This window comes from Paenibacillus nuruki (assembly GCF_001721045.1).
Taxonomy (GTDB): Bacteria; Bacillota; Bacilli; order Paenibacillales; family Paenibacillaceae; genus Saccharibacillus; species Saccharibacillus nuruki.
Window position 1 is genome coordinate 61,967 of the sequence record NZ_MDER01000034.1, and the last position, 19,242, is coordinate 81,208.

Genomic DNA, 19,242 nt, shown 5'->3' on the forward strand with positions numbered 1-19,242 from the left:
ATGGATATATCTGCACTAGAAAAACCAATTTTATTTTCTCTGTCAATGAAGTGTGTAAAATGTAGAATAAAAGTAGAACATACATCAAGCCTATGTTTATAGCGTTCTATAACCACTTTAATAACAAAAAGACCATTTCCTTTAACGTACAAAGAAAATGGTCTTTTGCTGTAACGTAAACATGCACTATCAAAATTAAGCTTGAGTCTGTGGCTTAAATCCTTCGTCTTTGAGATAGTTGCCTGCTTCACTACGAGATTCGAAAGCCATATCTAAATTCAGACCTGAATACACGCACCACATCTCATCTTCATATTTCAGCGTTAAAATATGTCCATCTTCATCGATCCATGTACCGCCTGTAGAAGTGGTAGTAGCTAATTTGAAAGAAGCTGTAGCTTCTGCTTGCTCTTTCGATTCTACTGCTTTGTGGTTATATGACATCGCTTTGATCGTTTCATCTAATAATGTGCGTAATTGTTCTTCTGAATAATCACGGATATTGACGAATCCTTTATCATCAGTCTGGTAGTTATGCAGTAGACCCGCATAAATGTAACCATTACCGTTCGGATGAATATGGAAAGCGACAATCTTTTTCTCATAGGCACTGTCTTCATAATGGAAATTCACACGACCGAGAGAAACATCTTTGCGTTGCAATTGCGGATACGATTGTAGCAGTTCAAGCTTTTTTTCAAAATTAAGCATAATTGCCTCCTGTGAGTGTTGAGTAGTGGTGATTATAACATAGATAAAAAGCGATAAGCATTAAAAAACAGGTGCAATTCAGCACCTGTTTTCGTAACAGCATACATGATGACTTATTTGGATTCAGGCGCATCTTTAAAAGGATGCTTGAAGCTTTTAGGAATATCCGTTTCGAAGCGCATCGTTTCACCTGTTACTGGATGAATAAAGGAGAGTACGCGTGCATGGAGTCCAAGACGACCGACACCTTGAGCGCGAGCACCGTACTTTTTGTCACCTACGATAGGATGTCCTAGATCTTCCATATGAACACGAATCTGGTTTTTGCGTCCTGTTTCTAAGCGAACTTCCAATAAAGAGTATTCTCTTGTTTTTTGCAATCGTTTGAAATGAGTGACTGCGTGTTGTCCACCATTATCATGCGAGTTGGAGAACATTTTGAGCGTTTTGCTTTCTTTCAGCCAAGAGGAGATCGTTCCTTCAGGCTTTTTCACTTCGCCTTCAACAAGAGCCACATAAGTACGTTCTTCTACGCTCTCACGCCATGTGTTCTGCAATTGTTGTTGAACATCATGAGATTTGGCAAACATCATGACACCGGATGTATCTCGATCTAACCGATGAACCACAAAGATACGTTGCTCAGGATCAGTCGCACGAACATGCTCGGTTAATTGACGATAAGCAGTGACATCTTTTTCTTTATCTGATGCGATAGAGAGTAGTCCAGCATCTTTGTGAATCACAATTAAATGCTCATCTTCAAACATAATCGATAGGCCGACCATAGCAGGTGCGGCGACCGGTGGTTCTTTATGAACCATCACTTCTTGACCGGGACGAAGCATATGATTGTACGCTGTAACGGTTCTTTCATTAATAATGACCTGACCACGCGCCAATATCGATTTCACCGAGTTACGGCTGATATTTGTAAGATTGTCCAGTAAAAAAGGAAGAAGTTCTGTCGCTTCTTTGACTGTATAGATCGTAGGTGGAATCGGTTTACTGCGATAGGAACCATTGCGAGAAGACGTGCTTTTCGCTTTGGATGCATGAGCGGTCGGTTTACCTTTATGACCGGATTTTGTTGGTTTTGAGCGATTTGAAGATGAATTTGAACGGGAATTATTTTTTTGCATAAGCTGTAAGCCTCCTGTAATTAACCCCTTCACTATATCATGGAGAAAGTGATCTTGCACCCGTATTTGTTAATTCTGTGCTTTTGGGCAAGATTAAGCTAAATCTAGCGCCTCCAAGTGGGGAAGAAGTGCATACGAGCTCTGCTTGTAAATGGGAAGCAATTTGCTGACAGATCGCCAGTCCTAGACCGGTGACTCCACTTTTACCTGTATAAAAGCGTTGAAAAATCTGTTGTTGTTCTTCGCTGGATAATCCTTCACCATCATCGTCGATATGAATACGACAAATCTCATGATCATCAGACACTTCAATCGTCAATTGTACTTGTGTAGAGGTATGACGAATAGCATTTTGAAGCAGATTCAGCAAGATCTGAAATACCTGTTCCGCAGCAATAGTGATCATCAGCGAAGGGCCCATTAATTGTAGCTGTATATTGCGCGGTTGCGCCGCTGGTAATAGCAAATGAATCGCTTCTTCTGCCATCGTTTTGAGATCAATCGTAGTCTGTTGCCATACTTCATCGACACTTTCGAGTCGGGATAATTGCAGTAATTTCTCAACCATATGAATTAATCGCTTCGATTGAGTGGTGATAATCTCTAACCCTTGCTCTGTGGTAACCACTTGATCCTGAATCGCATACACATATCCTTGAATCGACATCAATGGTGTTTTGAGTTCATGTGATACATTTTGCAGAAATTCAATCTGATATTGATGCTGTCGTTGTAATCGATTGGCCATTAATTGAAAAGTACTGATTAATTCACCAATTTCGGTATGATCAGCTTGTAAAAAGTGCTCGTTCGGCTGTAAATGAGGTTCATACCGACTTACCGCTTCTTTTAAACGATTCAGTGGTTGTACCATACGCCAGACAGCGAACAAAGCGATAAACAAAATAACGATAAAACTAGCGCCTATTGATAACAAAGTCGTTCGTAATAAAGGGATATATAGTGCACGTACTGATGATAAAGGAGAATATAGAATCACGCGAAAAGGCTGATGGTTTAATTGAGCTTCGCTATACAACACTTTGCTACCATTTAACTGCATATATCCTTGATGATTGCTGGAAAAGTTTTTGAGGATTTTTCCGTTGTTCTGAGTGTCGCTAGAAGTAACGATTTTATTATTTTTATCAAGTACAAAATAGTCCGCGTAAAACAAAATGTCTTTAATAAAAAAGCGAAAATCTGTGCTATCCAATCCGTCAATATCTTGATCTTTCAAAATATGTGCTGCTTTGATCGTCTGAGCAGATAACTGCTGTTTCACTTGATTGAGTAAAATATCATCCATTAATTGCACGAAGAAAAAGACGGTAATGGCTACCGTCATCAGCATACCTACACAGAGGGACAGCAACATTTTGCCACGAATCGTTTTCATTATTCATGAATAGCGGCTTTGTAGCCGAATCCCCATACGGTATCAATCGTAAGTGTCGATTGGTATTGGACTAGCTTTTTGCGTATCCGTTTGACCAGATCATCAACCACCCGTAATTCGCCGAAAAAATCATAATTCCATACTTGCTGAATCAATTGCTCTCTACTGAATGGACGCTGTACATGGGTCGCCAAAAATAATAACAATTCAAATTCGCGTGAGGTAAAATACAATTCATTATTTTGGATGAGTACTTGCCGAAATTCTTCTGAAATGGATAGATTGCCTGCATAGACATAAGAGGTAGACGTATCAGGTACGGTTGGGGGAGTCATATCTGCAACATTAGATAGACTGATCGAGTTGCTTGTACGTTTGCCAGTGTCGATTAAGCGTAGCATTGCTTTTACACGGGCAACCAATTCGCGTGGATTGAAAGGTTTGCTCAAAAAGTCATTGCAACCTAACTCCAATCCATTGATTCGATCCACTTCTTCACCCCGCGCTGAGATCATAATTATAGGAATACCTGTAAATGTACGAAGTTCTGTTAATAAGGTAAGCCCATCAATACCAGGCATCATAATATCCAAAATCAAACAGTCCGGATGTTCATGCTGTACATGTTCAATTAATTGTTGTCCATGCGCATACGAGAACACTTCATACTGTTCTTTACGTAAATATTCAGAAATTAATTGCAAAATAGACGGATCATCATCGACAACAAATAGTTTGGTCATAGGGGGAACTCCTTATCATTCCAGAAATATAAATGTTCTTATTCTTAATGTAGCAGAGCGGTATATATAATATCAAAGTTCGCTAAAGCAAAAAGACAGGACCTGCTAGGCAGTCCCCGTCTTTAAGAGTGAGTTTTAGTCATAACTTATCAAGCTTGTGTTCATGAATGAAAAGAACGAGCGCTATCTAATGCATTATTTTACTTGTGTGTCGTTGTTTTAGCAGAAGATGTAGAGGCAGTTACAGGCGCTTTTTTAGCAGTAGATTTAGTAGTCGTAGCTTTGTGAGCAACGGCTTTTTTATGAGTGACTTTATGGTGTGTTACTTTTTTATGATTTACTTTTTTAGCATGGTGTTTGGTAGCTACCGATTGGCTAACATGACGAGCAGCTTTGTGTTTTGGAGCTGTTTTTACTACTTTGTGTGTAGTGCCTGCTTTTTTATGAGCAGTAGCTTTTTGGTGAGTGACTTTTTTATGATTTACTTTTTTAGCATGGTGTTTGGTAGCTACTGATTGGCTAACATGACGAGTAGCTTTGTGTTTTGGAGTTGTTGTTACTATTTTATGTTTGGTAGTACCGGCTGTTTTGTGTGCAGTCGCTTTTTTATGAGCGGCTTTGGTTGCTCTATGTTTGGCTTTTGTTGCTTTGTGAGCTACTTTATGAGCCGCTTTTGTCGCTTTATGCTTAGCTTTGGTCGCTCTGTGTTTGGCTTTCATCGCTTTGGCTGTTGTAGTCGTTGTTACTTTTTTAGCTGGAGTTGCTGTAGTCATTGTAGAAGGTGCTGCTTTGTGAGTGGCAGTGACAGGTGTAGTGTTTTTCGGTGTAGTTGAAGTTGCTGTTGTTGGTGTAGCTGCGAATGCGCTGGTTGCGCCTCCTAATACACTAATTGTTGTTAATAATACTGCTGCATTTTTTGTCCATTTTTTCATTGGAATCACCTCTTCTTAGAATGTAAATTTATCTTATCAAGAGGTTATGTGAGAATCGTGGAATAGATGTGTGAAAAGTGTATGAAATGATAATACAGCGATAATCGTTTCTTTTTCAAAAATCTAATAAAATAAAAATATACATTAAACCCATATTGTGCTATTAATTAAACACTTACTTGTATACATAACCCGTTGATAACAGCATCTGTAGTTCATAACGATCAAAAAAGGAGGGTAATAATGCAAAATCAATTTCAGTGGCGTAAAGGTTGGCTATATGTATGTATCTTTAGTTTGCTTGTTATTTGTGTTCCTCAGGCGAAGACAGTTGAAGCGGCATTAGATGGAAGTGAAGGACTGGTAGGTAATCGGATTCCTGTGGGTACCACGTATACATCAAGTACGTATGATCCTACATTTGAGCCTCAGAATATTGGAGATGGTGATTGGTACAGTATATGGAAAGTCTCTGCAAATACAGGAATAATACAAATGAAGTTTGCCGAGGCAGTGAATCTCAAAAGTGTACAAGTCTCTACAGGTGGAATCGGAGATCGTTATGAAACGTATACGATTCGAGGTCTACAAAATGGATACTGGCGTAATATCGCTACGCGTACCTTTCATGTCACTACAGGCGGCAATCAAGCATTAACCCCTATTTCCGTACAAATAGGCTGGTATGATGGGATTAGTATTGCCGTTAGTTCTACACGTAATTGGGTGATGATGAGTGAAGTTCATCTTGTACCTACAACAACAAGTACTCCTCCAGCACAACTCCCAGCCCTCAACAAAAATGAACAAGTCTCTCTTTCTTGGAAACCGATTGCAGATGTAGATCATTATCAAATACGTTACGGTACCACTTCGGGTCAATATACAGATACAGTTACCATAGCCTCAGACACATATAACAACTTTACCGTTCCTAACCTAGCTACAGGAGTCACTTATTATTTTGCAGTAGCAGGAGTACGCAATGGCATCCGAACGAATTATTCCAATGAAGTCGGTGGAATGCGTATACGTGGCAATCCTTTTCCAGAAAATACAGGTAAGGGTGCAAGTAGCGAATACTATCGTAATCCGGTTGAATATACCATGGATGGGGATATACTATCCAAATGGAAAACACAAAATAACAGTAAAAATGCAACGTTAAGTTATGGGATACGCTATCCATTGTATATTGATGAATTACAATTTGTGATCACTGCTCCTGTTGAAAGTGATATCACATACAAAATATATGAACAAGGGCGAAATGGTAATACCTTGATCGGGCAAAAAACAGTGCATGTAGCTGGTTCCTTATCGCCTGTGCGTATCGAGAGTATTCCGATTGAACCGGATTGGTATCAATTACTTAAAATCGAAATCAGTTCAACCGCCGCACCAGTAGAGGTCAACGAGTTATTATATATCAGCGATCGATCTTCGATGACAGGATTACAAGCTACACCCCAAAATGGACAGGTACATCTGACATGGGATGCGGTTCCCGAAGCGGATGAATATCGAATTACGTATATGAAGCAGTACCCTGATGTGTTAAATGGTCAGACGATTACCGTTCAAGCAGATACGTATCAAGATTATACAGTGACAGGGCTTGATAATAACAGTGTACCTTATTATTTTGTTGTGAATGCTGTAATCAATGGGCAAAATCAAAACTATTCCAATCTCGTCCATGCCACACCGATGAGTTATGCGACAGGTAATCCTGTACCCAAAGGAACCACCGTCACCACTCTCGGTTATTACGATAACAAACCGCCTGAAAATACGATAGATGGCGATCTATCGACCTACTGGATACCGAATACAGGTGATCATAAGAGTGGAACAATTAACTACCGTTTCCCTAAGCCTGTTCAATTAAGTGCGATTCAGTTAGTCAGTATGTTGAATGTACCGGGTAAACAAACGTTCACTATCTATGGTCTACAAGGCAACAATTGGAATCTATTATATGATGGCAAAATTCAAGCTTACTTTAATCCTTTCGGTGGAGTTCTACCAGCTATTCCTGTACCACCCGGCAAATATGAAGGAATTATGATTTTGACTGAAACGACAACCACATGGGTGACTTTTCAAGAATTATTATTATTCTATGGCGCTAATACCAACGGTACGGTGCTGACTGATACGTATAGTCCTTTATCTATACCTACGGTAAGTACAGATACGTATTAATCGAAAGTCACACAGACATTCTAAAAAGGAATAGTCAATTGAAGTCAGGAGTCCCAACAGTACAATAGTAATCTATCCAAAAAAAGCTGTTTTGTAGGCAATTGCGTACAAAACAGCTTTTTATTATTCGATATCGGATTTCAACTCTTTATCCAAAATGATCGATTTGTGTAATGAATATCTAGATCGTACCCAAACGGTGATTCCGAAAAGTAAAGTGATAGCGACTGGATACAGAATCGCCCAGCCTGTAAATGGAAAAATAATCGCTGTCGCTACAAAAGAAATCCAGCTAATGATAACGCCAAATCGACTTTCACGTAATAATCGAATCCCTGCCGCACATCCTCCTAAATAGGTCAGAATAAAAGTAGCATTAGGTAATTGAATCAGTGTGGTTAAAGAGACAGTTTTGCTAGCGTATAGAACAGTGATTAATCCAAAACAAACACTTAGAAAAAGAATCCCACCTACAGGTGTATTGTATCGGGCAGATAGTAGACTCATCCATTTGGGAGCATGATGTTGTCTGGATAATGCAAAAGCGACCCTAGAAGAAGCACCTACATAAGCAATAATAGTCGCTGTACAAATAAAAATTCCTGTAACCCCTGCTAACACAGCGCCCCACGAACCTAGCAAACGACTGATTACCCACACAAGGGAAGCATCAGACCCGCCTAACAAATAACTTTGTGTCCCTACTGTCGCTAGTGCAGTCAGAAAATATAAAATTCCTACTACAATCGCAGCAATCACAACGCCACGCACAGCGGCTTTACGAGGATCTTTAAATTCTTCAGACATATGAGAAACAGCTTCCCAGCCGATAAAGCACCAGAACAGAATGGCAGCTGCTTGACCGATACTTTTCCAACCGTGAGGCATAAATGGAGTAAAATGAACCACTTGGATCTCAGGTACAGCCGCTATAATCGCAAATGTAAGTACAGCTACAATCGAAATCACAACTGCAATCTGTATTTTGCCAGCGACTTGCATCCCGAACCAGTTCGTAATGAGCCCTGCTAATAACATCAATACAGCGATCAAAATTCGAACCGAATCACTCCATCCCATCGCAGCAGTCATATACCCTGCTCCAGTTAGGGCGGCTACAGGAGCCCCGATCGGAACCGACATTAAGAAAAACCACCCGACTAGAGCACCTGCACGTGGACCAAAGGCTAGACTGACAAAATGAGAAACGCCTCCAGCGTTAGGGAACTTGGCAGACAATAATCCCATCGACAAAGCCATCGGCAAAATCAATAAGGTCATAAATCCCCATGCTATTAGTGAAGCAGGGCCAGCCATCTGAGCGGCAAGTCCGGGAACAAGCAATACACCTGATCCTAGAACAGCTCCAATATATAGAGCAACCGCTTGAGGGAGCCCTATTGTGCGTTGCAAACCCGATGAATGAGACGTTGTCATTTTATTTTCCCGCTTTCCTTGTCATTTGCTATAGCGTAGCAGATAATAGTGTTATCGGAAAAACAGAAATTTTAAATGTGATCCATCTAAAAAACCGATGGGAGATCAAATAATGGAATCTAGACATTTATTTACGTTTCTAGTTGTGGTTGAAGTCGGAAGTTTCACACGTGCAGCCCAGCGACTAGATTATGCGCAATCCAGTATTACTGCGCAGATTCAAGCGCTTGAAGCAGAGCTGGGTACACCTTTATTTGATCGTATGAACAAAAAGATTTTGCTCACAGATGCAGGTCGACGCTTGTTACCTTATGCACAAGAAATATCCAAAATGCATGCTCTTGCTAAAGATGCAATTCGTTCGGATGCCGATCTATCGGGTACATTAACGATAGGTGCTCCAGAATCGCTGGCTGCTTTTCGCTTGCCGAATATTATTCGTGAATATCGCAAGCATCATCCATTGGTCAAAATCATTCTCAAACCAGGTGCCTGCGCAGAATTGCTAGAGATGATTCGTAGTGGAAGTTTAGATATCGCATTTCTATTGCAACCTGAGATGGAAGATCGTGAACTGCATATGGAGACACTGACGCATGAGAAAATGGCGATGATTGCGCCAATCGATCATCTGCTTGTAGGCAAAAAGCATATTGTACCTGAAGACTTACGCCATGAGACAATTTTGCATACAGAATCAGGGTGTACGTATCGCACATTATTCGAACAATATTTAAATAGTCATGGCATTTTTCCTGATCCTAGTCTAGAATTTTGGAGTCTGGAAGCGATTAAGCAGTGCGTGATGGCTGGATTAGGTATTTCTTTTTTACCATTAGTAGCTGTTGAGCGTGAATTGCGAGAGAACAAATTAGCACGGTTAGATTGGGATGATCGTGAACAACAAGTGTACACACAACTGAGTTATCATTTGAAAAAGTGGCAATCGCCTGCTTTAGATGCTTTCTTGGAGATCGTTCATCGTCATGCAGAGAGCTGGCAAGAAGAGGCTTTGATCCATACAAGTTAAATACAGATGATTTCGAATTATGAAGGAGAGTAATCAATTATGCATAAAGTAGAACATTTAGATCATTTGGAAAAAGGGATACGCACACTGGTAGAAGAGTTTGTAGAAGCAGGTCGTCCTTCGGCTCTTCATCAAAGTATCGAAGAACGTCGTGCAGGATATCTGAGTACAATTGCTTTAGCAGGAGACAAAGCAGATATTTATGCGGTTCACGATATTACGATAGATGAGATTACTTTCCGCATCTATCAATCCGTCGATCAGTCTAATCTACCGGTATTGATCTATTATCATGGTGGATGTTTTGTCAGTGGAGACTTGGAGACACATGATCAGCAGATGCGTCAATTGGCGCTAGAGAGTCAATCGTTGGTGATTGCAGTGGATTATCGTTTAGCACCAGAACATACATATCCAACAGCACATGATGATGCGCTACACGCTGTGCATATTATTCGTGAACATCTAGCAGAGTGGGGCGGAGATACAGATCGAATCACAATCGCTGGTGATAGTGCAGGTGGACATTTGGCACTTGTGACCTGTTTACGATTGAAAGAACAGGGTGATTGGTTGCCTCAGCGTCAGATTCTAATCTATCCTATGCTGGACGCAAGCGGTACAAGCACCACGTATGCACAATATGGCAATGATTATATCATAACAAGAGATGTGTTAATTAGTGGATATGAAGCTTATTTTGGCGATTTACCTTTGGATCATCCTGAAGTCAGTCCATTATATGCAGAGAATCTGACCGGACTGCCAGAAACGTATATGTTAACTGCTGAATTCGATCCGTTATTATTTGAAAATGAAACCTTTTATCGTAAATTGTTAGAGGCAGATGTACAAGCACATTGTCGTCGTTACCTAGGTGTGAATCATGGCTTTTTCCAATTAGCCGGAATCAGTATTGCAGCCAGACAATCCTTACACGATGTAGCGACGATGATTTACCGTTAACACCAGATTCATGTGATGATCAAAAGCAGACCTGACATCGATCAGGTCTGCTTTCTTTGTGTACTTAAATATCTAGATATAAAGCTTAACGCCTTCTTGAGCAAACATAAATCGAATCATCGGACTGATCAAAGGATGCAACACGGACATATGCCCTTCACCCTCAAATACGATATGTTTTAGACGAATATCATGTGTGTTTTGGTAAGGCTTTATCTTTTCATAAAATAAGCGAGTATCATCAAGCATACTTTGATGCTCATCTGTTCCTATCGCTAGCATAAGATGGATGTTCACGTTTTGTTCGGCAAAAGCATTCTCCAGTGCAGGCAATAGATCAAATAAAACGCGATCTTTCCACCAGAAGGAAGGGCTTCCTGCAATATACGTCTGGAATAAGGATGGACGTGTGATCAATGTATATAAGGTAAAGAATCCGCCTAATGAATGTCCAAACAAACCCTGATTTTGCGGATTTACTGGATAACGGCGCTGAATCTCAGGCATTAATTCCTGTTCGATAAAGTCTAGAAAATCATCGGCTCCTCCATTGCAAGGCCATGGTGTGCCATCCGGTCGTAAGCCAGATTGAATATCAGGTACCGTCAGGTCACGAAAGCGACGTTCAGATATAAAAGGTTCATCTGTGACATAACCAATACTAACAATTATGCCTGAGGGTAGTCCGCGTGGGTGACGTGTCTGCAAGCGCATCGCTTCTGCAATCGAACCGAAATAAGCATTTCCATCCACCGTATAAAGAACCGCATACCCTTCAGCAGAAGGAGGTTTTACGGGCAGATAGACAAAAATCTGATACTCTAATCCTGTCTGCTTGGAACGAATCACAAAAGTAGTTGTTCCCGGTATAGCGTAGCGATCAGACGGTGTAAGCTGTTGTGCTAGAGCAGTGGCAGAAGAAGCCGAATACATAACAGAATCATCGGAAGATTGAGGAAAAAGAAACTGTAATGCTTTCACAAAATATTGCGTCATAAACATAAGATCATGTGTACCACCGTCCTCAATATCTAACAAAAGATGCTGATCAGGGAAGCGTTTATCTTGCCATAATTGACATACCCGCAGAATATTTTTGACCATCGCTTGTTGCTCATTGTGCTTATAAAACCCTTCACGATTGCCTACAGATACGTATAATCTGGACTGTGAAGCAGGCGCAGGTTGTGCTTCGATATAGTCCATTAACCCTTTGTACCAGCAGGAAGGAGAAAGCATACCCAGACGACCGAATACATCGGCTCTCCAGTACGCCGTACACATGGTCACCAATCCTCCCAAAGAACCGCCAATCATCCCGGTAGATTCAGCTTCTGGCAAAGTACGATACCGCTGATCCAAATGAGGCTTGACCTGATCTGCAAGTTCATGGATATAGACCTTACCTTGTCCACCAAAATCAGGGAAGGAGGGCTTTAACGCAGGTGCAACCCATGGCGTATATTCATACGTACGTCGATCTGTATGTACTCCTACTAAAATCAATTCGGTAAGTAATCCTTCGCGAAATAAACGATCTAGATAGTTCTGACAGTTAGCGATCAGTTGACCGCCATCATGCACATACACGACAGGATAATGACGTTCAGACAAATGGTACGAAGGAGGCAAGTATACCGTCACTTTGCGTCCTAGAATATCAAGTTCATCTTTATGTTTCATAGCGTCGTATTCCTTTCTATGATAAATTTATGAAGGTGGTCTTAGACTTTACGCCGCCGACTTAACAACCAGACAAAATAAGGAGCTCCAATAATAGAAAGCACAATCCCGACAGGCAATTGAGCAGGTGAAAATAACGTCCGTCCGATAAAGTCCGCAATCAATACTAATAATGCCCCGATCACACCACTAAGTGGAAGCGCACGCCGATGAGCCAGTCCAACAAGTTGAGTTGCCATATGCGGAGCAATCAAGCCTACAAAGCCAATACTTCCAGACACAGCCACACCTGAGGCGACAAGCCCTACGCTGATAAACATCAATATCGTTCGCTTTTGACGCAAAGGAATTCCCAGACTTAACAAGGTATGATCACCCAGACGCATCACATCCAGTAGACGTGTCTGATACAGTAACCATGGAAGCAATATCATCATCCAGGGAAGTAGAGAGATCACAAATAACCAATTGGCAGAGTTCAGACTACCTGATAACCATGAAGCCGCTTTTTCAAAATCTTGCGGGTCCATTTTGAGTGAAGCATATAAAGTAATCGCCGAGAATCCAGTGGTAATCGCTATGCCGACCAGAATAAGTCGTTGCGGATTTAACCCATTTTGATCTTTGGCTAGCAAAAAGATAAGCAGTGCAGACAAAAGACCGCCTGCAATCCCGAATAAAGGCATAAGCATAATCGCTAGATTGCCTGTCAGATCAATCTGATCGCGAAGCAAAAACATAAATAGCACAATAAACATGCCGGCTCCTGCATTAATACCTAGAATCCCCGGATCAGCCAGTGGATTACGAGTTAGACTTTGAACAACCGTACCTGCGATACCCAGCGAGATACCGATCAACAACCCCAATACAATACGAGGCAAGCGAAATTGAAAAATGACTACGGTATAAGAAGGATCGTTTGATGTATGAAACAAAGTCGATATAACATCGATCAGTGAAAGTTTCATTTCACCATACGTTAGCCCGATACAGATCATAAGCAAGATCGCTATTATACCTACACCGATTAGGATGAGATACCGTTTTTGAGCGAACTTATCCATGGCTTTTTCCTCCTTTGCGACGAATCAAATACAGGAAAAAAGGAACACCGAACAAAGCGGTGATCACACCAATCGGTGTCTCAAATGGATAATTCACAAATCGAGATAAAATATCACAACAAGCAAGAAAAATACCTCCAAGAACGCCGGATAGTGGAATAATACGTCGATAATCAGTACCGCCGATCATTTTAGCGATATGAGGAACGATTAGTCCAATAAATGCAATTTTTCCAGCTAAAGCGACAGAGATACCAGATAGCAAAGCAACAGCGATAAAAGCAGCAAATTTAACAAGTTTGACCCGTTGCCCGAGACCTTTAGAGATCTCATCACCCAGCGATAGTGCCGAAATTGAGCGAGCGAGTAACAGCATGATAACGAAACCTACGATAGCAAATGGAATCGACAACTGAATCAGTTCAGGATCAATCTGATACAAGCGAGCGTTATACCAATAACTGATTCGTTGAGCCACATGAAAGTACATCGCTATCGCATCAGCCAATCCATTCAAAAACATACCGGTCAATGTTCCAAGAATCGCGAGTACAATTGGTGATTGTGCGCCTGGAATCAATGAGGACATCCCGAATACCAACAACATACCAAAGGCTGAACCCAGCATAGATACGACAATCAGACTGCTTCCATGCACAGAAGGAGCAAAGATCATACATAATGTAATCGCAAATACAGACCCATCAAGTACACCGAGTAACGATGGGGAAGCCAGATCATTACGAGTAATGCCCTGCATAACCGCTCCAGACATCGCTAGAAAAGCCCCGATCAATAGTGCACCGATGGCTCGAGGTAATCGAGAATGACGTATAATCTGATGATCTACATTACCAGCATCGAAATGAAATATAGCATTCCAGACATCCAGTGATGAGATATTTTTGGCTCCATATAGAATAGATAAGATCATCATTAAAATAGTAACTACCGGAGCAAGTGTGAAAATCACTGCCGGTAGTTTGTTTATTTTGTACATATTAGATTCATTACTTTCTTATTTGGATTGTAACTTGTCGACAAAAGCTTGCAGAAATTGAATTTTGCTATAGGCAGTTCCACCTTGAGCCAGTGGATCGACTACATCGACAAATACATTGCCATCTTTAACCGCTTGAATACTTTGGAAAATCGGGTTATTCTGCAAATCTTCCAGTGCGCCTGTAGCATCTGGATTCTCGTCTTCAGAGAATTGGATAAACAATACATCTGGATTCATCTGAGCAAATTGTTCGATCGATATCGCTTCTTGTGATTGTGCAGATGCAACTTCAGTTGGAATAGCCAATCCTAGATCACTGTACAATACAGGATTAAAATACAAGTCAGGGCCATACAAGCAGACCGATCCTTCACGGATACGAACGAGCAAGACTTGCTTATCTTGTAGTGTAGGTTGTAAGGATGTTTTAGCCTTTTCTAAGTTGGCTTTGTATTCATTAATTTCTTGAGTAGCTTGTTGTTGCTTGCCACTAATGTCACCCAAAAGATTCAAGTTCGCTTCCCAATTGGTAGCGACATGCGAATATGGAATAGTCGGTGCGATCTGTTTTAATTTTTCCAGTACCGCAGGATCGAATTTGGTCGTTCCCAGAATAATATCTGGTTTGAGTGACAAAATCTTTTCAAAGTTAGGATCAACTTTTTCACCTATCGATTCAGCTTGATCTGTAATCGAAGCGAATAAAGGCGGGAATTTTCCAGAAATAGAAATAGCCCCAACTGGATGAATATCAAGTAAAATCGAATCTTCCATCGCTTCCAAAGAACCTGTAATCACGATTCGTTTGGCTTGAGCTGGAATCGTATACGACTGATTCAGATACGTTATCGTTCGTGTAGCTGTAGAAGTGGCATCGGTAGAAGCTGTTGCAGCGTTCGCTCCTGCTGGTGTTGCTGTGGTGTTGGCACTATTGCCACATGCGGCCAATAACACAAACATGACCATCATAAGTATAGATATGGATATTTTTTTCATCATAATAGTATAACTCCCCTCGTTATCAGTGAGAAAGATTCTCAATAGCTATGATAGAGGTTATGTTTCTTCTTTTCCATAGACAATTAGCGGATCGTACATGGACTTTTGGCGGACAGATACTGGATCAGTTCTTCACGTATTCTGGTCAAAGCTATCGGAGAATATTCACGCCATGGACTGGAACTTAGAATATGCAATCGATGTTGACGAACAGCAGGAAGATCCAGCCAACGGGAAGATTGACGTAACCGATGCCAGTGTTCTAAGGTCTCCGAGTCTTGACGAATTAAAATACAGATATGCTCTACATCGCTTGCTTGTAGCTGTTCCCATGTCACTAAGTCGTCTTCATTATTGTCTGCCGGTGTATCTTGAGGACGCTGTACCCCTAATTCGTGATAAACATAATCTAATAATCCTGCTGAACCTAGACTGTATAACTGCTCACGAAGCATACGAACAAATAACACAGAAGGTCTGGAACCATCTGAACGTGTGAGTAAAGAGCGGGCATGAGCCGTACGCTGATCGAAGGTATGAATCCATTGCTTTGCTTCTGCATGCATATCGAATAGATCAGCTAGTTCATACAATCCTGTTCGCCATGATCCTTGTTGTTCTTCAGGCAATGTTATCACTTTGGCATATTGACTTAAGCGATGATATTCCCATGGTTGAATAGCATGGGAGCATAGTATCCAATCAGGGTTCACTTCTTCGATTCGCCTCATTACAGCATGATCATGCGGATCTGCATGACCATATTCCAGATGATAAGGGATATCTGCACCATATCGTTCTAAATAATAGCCTGACCATTTCGGATGTAAAGGTGCGGCATACGGCACAATATCAAGTGGCAACAAATACCCAAGTGTAGAAACACAAGCATAAGCAGCTACTTTTTGCTTCCGTTTGTTTATGTATTGTGAAGGAGAGACTCCAGTTTCTTTTTTAAATACACGGCTAAAATAAAACTCATCTCGATAACCGACTTCATGAGCGATATCTTTGAGCTTGTAACCTGAACGAAGCATAAGTTGTTTGGCTTTCGTAAGCCGAATTTCTGTTATATAGTCATGCGCACTTTGCCCGTATGTTTTTTTGAAAACATCAGAGAAATGCTTGGCACTCAATCCAGCGATCTGACTTAATTGTTCCAAAGTCAGCGTCTGTTCAGGATGTTCTGCTATATAATTGCGAGCACGTACCAGCCCATCTTCAGGTTGTGGGTGATACACTGAATTGGCATGGACCGCTGTCACCATTTCAAATAGCAATTCAGTAGCATCGATCTGTGCTCGCCAGCGATGTAACGCATGAGTCGAACGAAAAGCAGAGCAGATCTGCTGACATTTCGCACTAGCATATAGAAATGTAGCTTCTTCGGGTAAAGAAAGAGATTGCATATCACGAGCTAATAGTAATTGCTTCGAATCGTCTGGATGTGGAAAATACAGTTCGATATGGAGCATGGCTATATGTGTATGGAGATGTTCTGAAGATAAAGCAAATGTACTTCCAGCATGGCAGATATAGACAGTATCTTGTCTCATAGGATAAGGATGATTTTCACGTTTTAAGACACATTCTCCTTCAATCAGCACAAGAATGGTGAGATGTGTCGCCATAATCTGTGTCAAAGCTAATGAAGACTGAGGCTGTATATGATGAATATCTGCATGATGCAGTTGTAATAGATAAGGATGTGGTGGAGCTGTTAACGATAGTGAATCTGGAAAGTTCAATGTTGATTCTCCTTTACATATGAAAATGATAATCATTATCATAATTATTATATCAGATTGTATAAGTTGCTGAGAATTATCATGAATTCTCTGTTAAAATAGAAGGATAGATTTGAAGCAGAAGAAAGTTATATCATCACTACAGAATTAGGATAAGGAGTTTTGGCAATGAGCGTGCAAGCGCCTGTGATGCAGGAAGCACAGACTTTGTTACAGAAGTATTTTGGATATGAAGACTTTAGAGAAGGTCAACGGAAGATAGTAAATAGTCTGTTACAACGTCAAGATACCCTTGGAATTATGCCAACAGGTGGCGGTAAGTCGATCTGTTATCAGATTCCAGCGATGGTCAATGATGGAGTAACACTGGTGATCTCACCGCTGATCTCACTGATGAAAGATCAGGTCGATGCGCTGACAGCAGCAGGGATTCCTGCGGCTTATATTAATAGTACGTTAACAGGTAAAGAAGTGAATGAACGGATTCGTGCTTCACGTCGTGGAGACCTGAAGTTACTATATGTAGCACCTGAGCGATTAGAACTGGATTGGTTCCGTGAAGAAATGAACGGTGTCAATATTACATGTATCGCTGTTGATGAAGCACACTGTGTATCTCAGTGGGGTCATGATTTTCGTACCAGTTATCTTGAAATTTCACCGTTTGTGAATCAATTGCCACAGCGTCCGATAGTAGCTGCTTTTACAGCAACAGCTACACCGGAAGTACGTGACGATATTTTGCGTTTATTGAGATTAGATGATCCGCAAGTTTTTATCACAGGGCTGGGTCGAGATAATCTAGCAATGGCGGTTATGCGTGGTACACAGCGTCGTGATTTTGTCATTGATTATGCCAAGTCTCATGATAATGAATCCGGTATTATTTATGCAGCTACTCGTAAAGATGTAGATGATCTGTACAGTCGTCTGCTTAGTAGTGGTGTAGCGGCTGGACGTTATCATGCAGGAATGAGCGATGATGAACGGGATCAGAGTCAGGAAGCTTTTATTTATGATGATATTCGTGTGATCGTCGCTACCAATGCATTCGGAATGGGTATTGATAAGTCTAACGTTCGGTATGTTATTCATTATAATATGCCCAAAAATATGGAAGCTTATATTCAAGAAGCCGGTCGTGCAGGTCGTGATGGCGATCCTAGTGAATGTATTTTGCTATTTAGTCCGCAAGATATCATGACACAGAAATTTCTACTCGAACAAAATATGCATGAAGGGGATCGCAAGCATAACGATTATCGCAAAATGCAACAGATGGTGGATTACTGTTATACGACCAAATGTCTGCGTAATGCGATGCTTGATTACTTTCATGAAGAACATTCCGGTGAACCTTGCGGACAATGCAGTTCTTGCCGTGATGCGCGCGAGTTAGTCGATATGACGATAGATGCGCAGAAAATATTTTCGTGTATTCATCGTTTACGTGAGCGATTCGGTGTATCTGTGGTTGCGCAAGTCCTTAAAGGTTCACGCAATAAAAAAGTACTGCAATACCAGTTCGATCAATTGCCCACCCATGGATTAATGTCCCATTTGTCGGAAAAAGAAATCTCAGAACGTATCAATGTACTGGCGGCAGAAGGGTATCTACTCCTAACAGAAGGACAATATCCAGTGGTGAAATTACAACCGATCGCAGCCGAAGTTCTTAAAGGACAGCGTAAAGTGATGCAACGTGCGCCACGTCCAATGGCGGGTTCTGCTTCTAGCAGTTCAAGTTCTAGCCGTAGCCGTACAACAAGCCGTAATAATGATGCTTCAGCAGTGAATGAGACGATCTTCGAGCAATTGCGCCTGATTCGCCGTGAACTGGCATCACGCGAAGGTGTACCGTCTTATATCATTTTCAATGATGCTACTTTACGTGAAATGAGTGTCGTCGAACCACAAAGCGAAGGCGAAATGCTGGAGATTAAAGGTGTCGGTGAAGTGAAATTCCGTAAGTATGGTGAACCATTCCTTGCCTTTTTCCAGAAGGAAAGTTTGGAACTGGATCAAGGGCGTTACGATATGGAAGAATTCTAAATTAAACATCCAACAACCGATACTTTGTCTGGTTCAGTTTCTTTTCACAACGTATATTGAAAAGAGCTTAATCGTAACAAGTATCGGTTTTTTGCTATATATATGTACTAAAACGACATAAT

General features: G+C 41.1%; 15 protein-coding genes. 4 read left to right on the forward strand and 11 right to left on the reverse strand.

Translation table 11 applies throughout. The features are described 5' to 3' along the window. Positions 1–195: 195 nt before the first annotated feature. From PTI45_RS08875 to PTI45_RS08895, 5 genes are all read right to left on the reverse strand, one after another. Positions 196–711, reverse strand: a complete 516-nt coding sequence (locus tag PTI45_RS08875) for a hypothetical protein (RefSeq protein ID WP_069327203.1) — start codon at positions 709–711, stop codon at positions 196–198. 113 nt (positions 712–824) lie between these two features. After that, positions 825–1,853 (reverse strand): RluA family pseudouridine synthase, encoded by a 1,029-nt coding sequence (locus tag PTI45_RS08880; protein WP_083243433.1) that lies wholly within the window; start codon positions 1,851–1,853, stop codon positions 825–827. 37 nt (positions 1,854–1,890) lie between these two features. After that, positions 1,891–3,252, reverse strand: a complete 1,362-nt coding sequence (locus tag PTI45_RS08885; RefSeq protein ID WP_069327204.1) for a sensor histidine kinase — start codon at positions 3,250–3,252, stop codon at positions 1,891–1,893. After that, a complete protein-coding gene (locus PTI45_RS08890; RefSeq protein ID WP_069327205.1) occupies positions 3,252–3,995 on the reverse strand; it encodes a response regulator transcription factor in 744 nt (247 codons plus the stop codon). The genes PTI45_RS08885 and PTI45_RS08890 overlap by 1 nt, the downstream gene beginning before the upstream one ends. A 200-nt stretch (positions 3,996–4,195) precedes the next feature. Further along, positions 4,196–4,927 carry a hypothetical protein gene (locus tag PTI45_RS08895; protein WP_069327206.1) on the reverse strand — a complete coding sequence of 244 codons (732 nt, stop codon included), beginning with the start codon at positions 4,925–4,927 and terminating at the stop codon, positions 4,196–4,198. A gap of 243 nt (positions 4,928–5,170) precedes the next feature. Between PTI45_RS08895 and PTI45_RS08900 the strand changes: the two genes are divergently transcribed. Next, a complete protein-coding gene (locus PTI45_RS08900; RefSeq protein WP_069327207.1) occupies positions 5,171–7,135 on the forward strand; it encodes a fibronectin type III domain-containing protein in 1,965 nt (654 codons plus the stop codon). A gap of 123 nt (positions 7,136–7,258) precedes the next feature. Here the strand turns inward: PTI45_RS08900 and PTI45_RS08905 are convergent, their stop codons facing one another. Continuing rightward, on the reverse strand, positions 7,259–8,572 hold the full coding sequence (locus PTI45_RS08905; protein ID WP_069327208.1) for an APC family permease: 1,314 nt from the start codon (positions 8,570–8,572) through the stop codon (positions 7,259–7,261). Positions 8,573–8,684: 112 nt separating this feature from the next. Here PTI45_RS08905 and PTI45_RS08910 point away from each other — a divergent pair, with 112 nt between their 5' ends. Both PTI45_RS08910 and PTI45_RS08915 read left to right on the forward strand, forming a co-directional pair. Then, entirely contained in the window at positions 8,685–9,602 is a 918-nt protein-coding gene (locus PTI45_RS08910) for a LysR family transcriptional regulator (protein WP_069327209.1), read from the forward strand. A 39-nt stretch (positions 9,603–9,641) separates the two neighbouring features. After that, positions 9,642–10,568 (forward strand): alpha/beta hydrolase, encoded by a 927-nt coding sequence (locus PTI45_RS08915; RefSeq protein WP_069327210.1) that lies wholly within the window; start codon positions 9,642–9,644, stop codon positions 10,566–10,568. A 72-nt stretch (positions 10,569–10,640) separates the two neighbouring features. Here the strand turns inward: PTI45_RS08915 and PTI45_RS23635 are convergent, their stop codons facing one another. The 5 genes from PTI45_RS23635 to PTI45_RS08940 form a co-directional block, all read right to left on the reverse strand. After that, complete coding sequence (locus PTI45_RS23635) at positions 10,641–12,251, reverse strand: alpha/beta hydrolase (RefSeq protein WP_083243434.1); 1,611 nt, start codon at positions 12,249–12,251, stop codon at positions 10,641–10,643. A gap of 41 nt (positions 12,252–12,292) precedes the next feature. Beyond that, complete coding sequence (locus PTI45_RS08925; RefSeq protein WP_069327211.1) at positions 12,293–13,318, reverse strand: FecCD family ABC transporter permease; 1,026 nt, start codon at positions 13,316–13,318, stop codon at positions 12,293–12,295. After that, positions 13,311–14,318 carry a FecCD family ABC transporter permease gene (locus PTI45_RS08930; protein ID WP_069327212.1) on the reverse strand — a complete coding sequence of 336 codons (1,008 nt, stop codon included), beginning with the start codon at positions 14,316–14,318 and terminating at the stop codon, positions 13,311–13,313. Before PTI45_RS08930 ends, PTI45_RS08925 begins: the two co-directional genes overlap by 8 nt. A gap of 18 nt (positions 14,319–14,336) precedes the next feature. Then, positions 14,337–15,317 (reverse strand): ABC transporter substrate-binding protein, encoded by a 981-nt coding sequence (locus PTI45_RS08935; protein WP_069327292.1) that lies wholly within the window; start codon positions 15,315–15,317, stop codon positions 14,337–14,339. Between the two features lie 86 nt (positions 15,318–15,403). After that, positions 15,404–17,068: an AraC family transcriptional regulator gene (locus PTI45_RS08940; RefSeq protein ID WP_069327213.1), complete on the reverse strand. Its 1,665-nt coding sequence runs from the start codon at positions 17,066–17,068 to the stop codon at positions 15,404–15,406. A 168-nt stretch (positions 17,069–17,236) separates the two neighbouring features. On the opposite strand from PTI45_RS08940, the gene recQ reads away from it, so the two are divergent. Continuing rightward, the gene (gene recQ / locus PTI45_RS08945) at positions 17,237–19,120 is read left to right on the forward strand and encodes a DNA helicase RecQ (protein ID WP_069327214.1); all 1,884 of its coding nucleotides are present in this window, start codon (positions 17,237–17,239) and stop codon (positions 19,118–19,120) included. Positions 19,121–19,242 lie beyond the last annotated feature (122 nt).

Excerpts from the sequence above, each read along its gene's own strand:
- PTI45_RS08925 (WP_069327211.1), bottom strand. The coding sequence starts at position 13,318 with ATGGATAAGTTCGCTCAAAAACGGTATCTCATCCTAATCGGTGTAGGT.
- PTI45_RS08910 (WP_069327209.1), top strand. The coding sequence starts at position 8,685 with ATGGAATCTAGACATTTATTTACGTTTCTAGTTGTGGTTGAAGTCGGA.
- PTI45_RS08900 (WP_069327207.1), top strand. The coding sequence starts at position 5,171 with ATGCAAAATCAATTTCAGTGGCGTAAAGGTTGGCTATATGTATGTATC.
- PTI45_RS08880 (WP_083243433.1), bottom strand. The coding sequence starts at position 1,853 with ATGCAAAAAAATAATTCCCGTTCAAATTCATCTTCAAATCGCTCAAAA.
- PTI45_RS08885 (WP_069327204.1), bottom strand. The coding sequence starts at position 3,252 with ATGAAAACGATTCGTGGCAAAATGTTGCTGTCCCTCTGTGTAGGTATG.
- PTI45_RS08930 (WP_069327212.1), bottom strand. The coding sequence starts at position 14,318 with ATGTACAAAATAAACAAACTACCGGCAGTGATTTTCACACTTGCTCCG.
- PTI45_RS08935 (WP_069327292.1), bottom strand. The coding sequence starts at position 15,317 with ATGAAAAAAATATCCATATCTATACTTATGATGGTCATGTTTGTGTTA.
- PTI45_RS08895 (WP_069327206.1), bottom strand. The coding sequence starts at position 4,927 with ATGAAAAAATGGACAAAAAATGCAGCAGTATTATTAACAACAATTAGT.
- PTI45_RS08905 (WP_069327208.1), bottom strand. The coding sequence starts at position 8,572 with ATGACAACGTCTCATTCATCGGGTTTGCAACGCACAATAGGGCTCCCT.
- PTI45_RS08875 (WP_069327203.1), bottom strand. The coding sequence starts at position 711 with ATGCTTAATTTTGAAAAAAAGCTTGAACTGCTACAATCGTATCCGCAA.
- PTI45_RS23635 (WP_083243434.1), bottom strand. The coding sequence starts at position 12,251 with ATGAAACATAAAGATGAACTTGATATTCTAGGACGCAAAGTGACGGTA.
- recQ (WP_069327214.1), top strand. The coding sequence starts at position 17,237 with ATGAGCGTGCAAGCGCCTGTGATGCAGGAAGCACAGACTTTGTTACAG.
- PTI45_RS08890 (WP_069327205.1), bottom strand. The coding sequence starts at position 3,995 with ATGACCAAACTATTTGTTGTCGATGATGATCCGTCTATTTTGCAATTA.
- PTI45_RS08915 (WP_069327210.1), top strand. The coding sequence starts at position 9,642 with ATGCATAAAGTAGAACATTTAGATCATTTGGAAAAAGGGATACGCACA.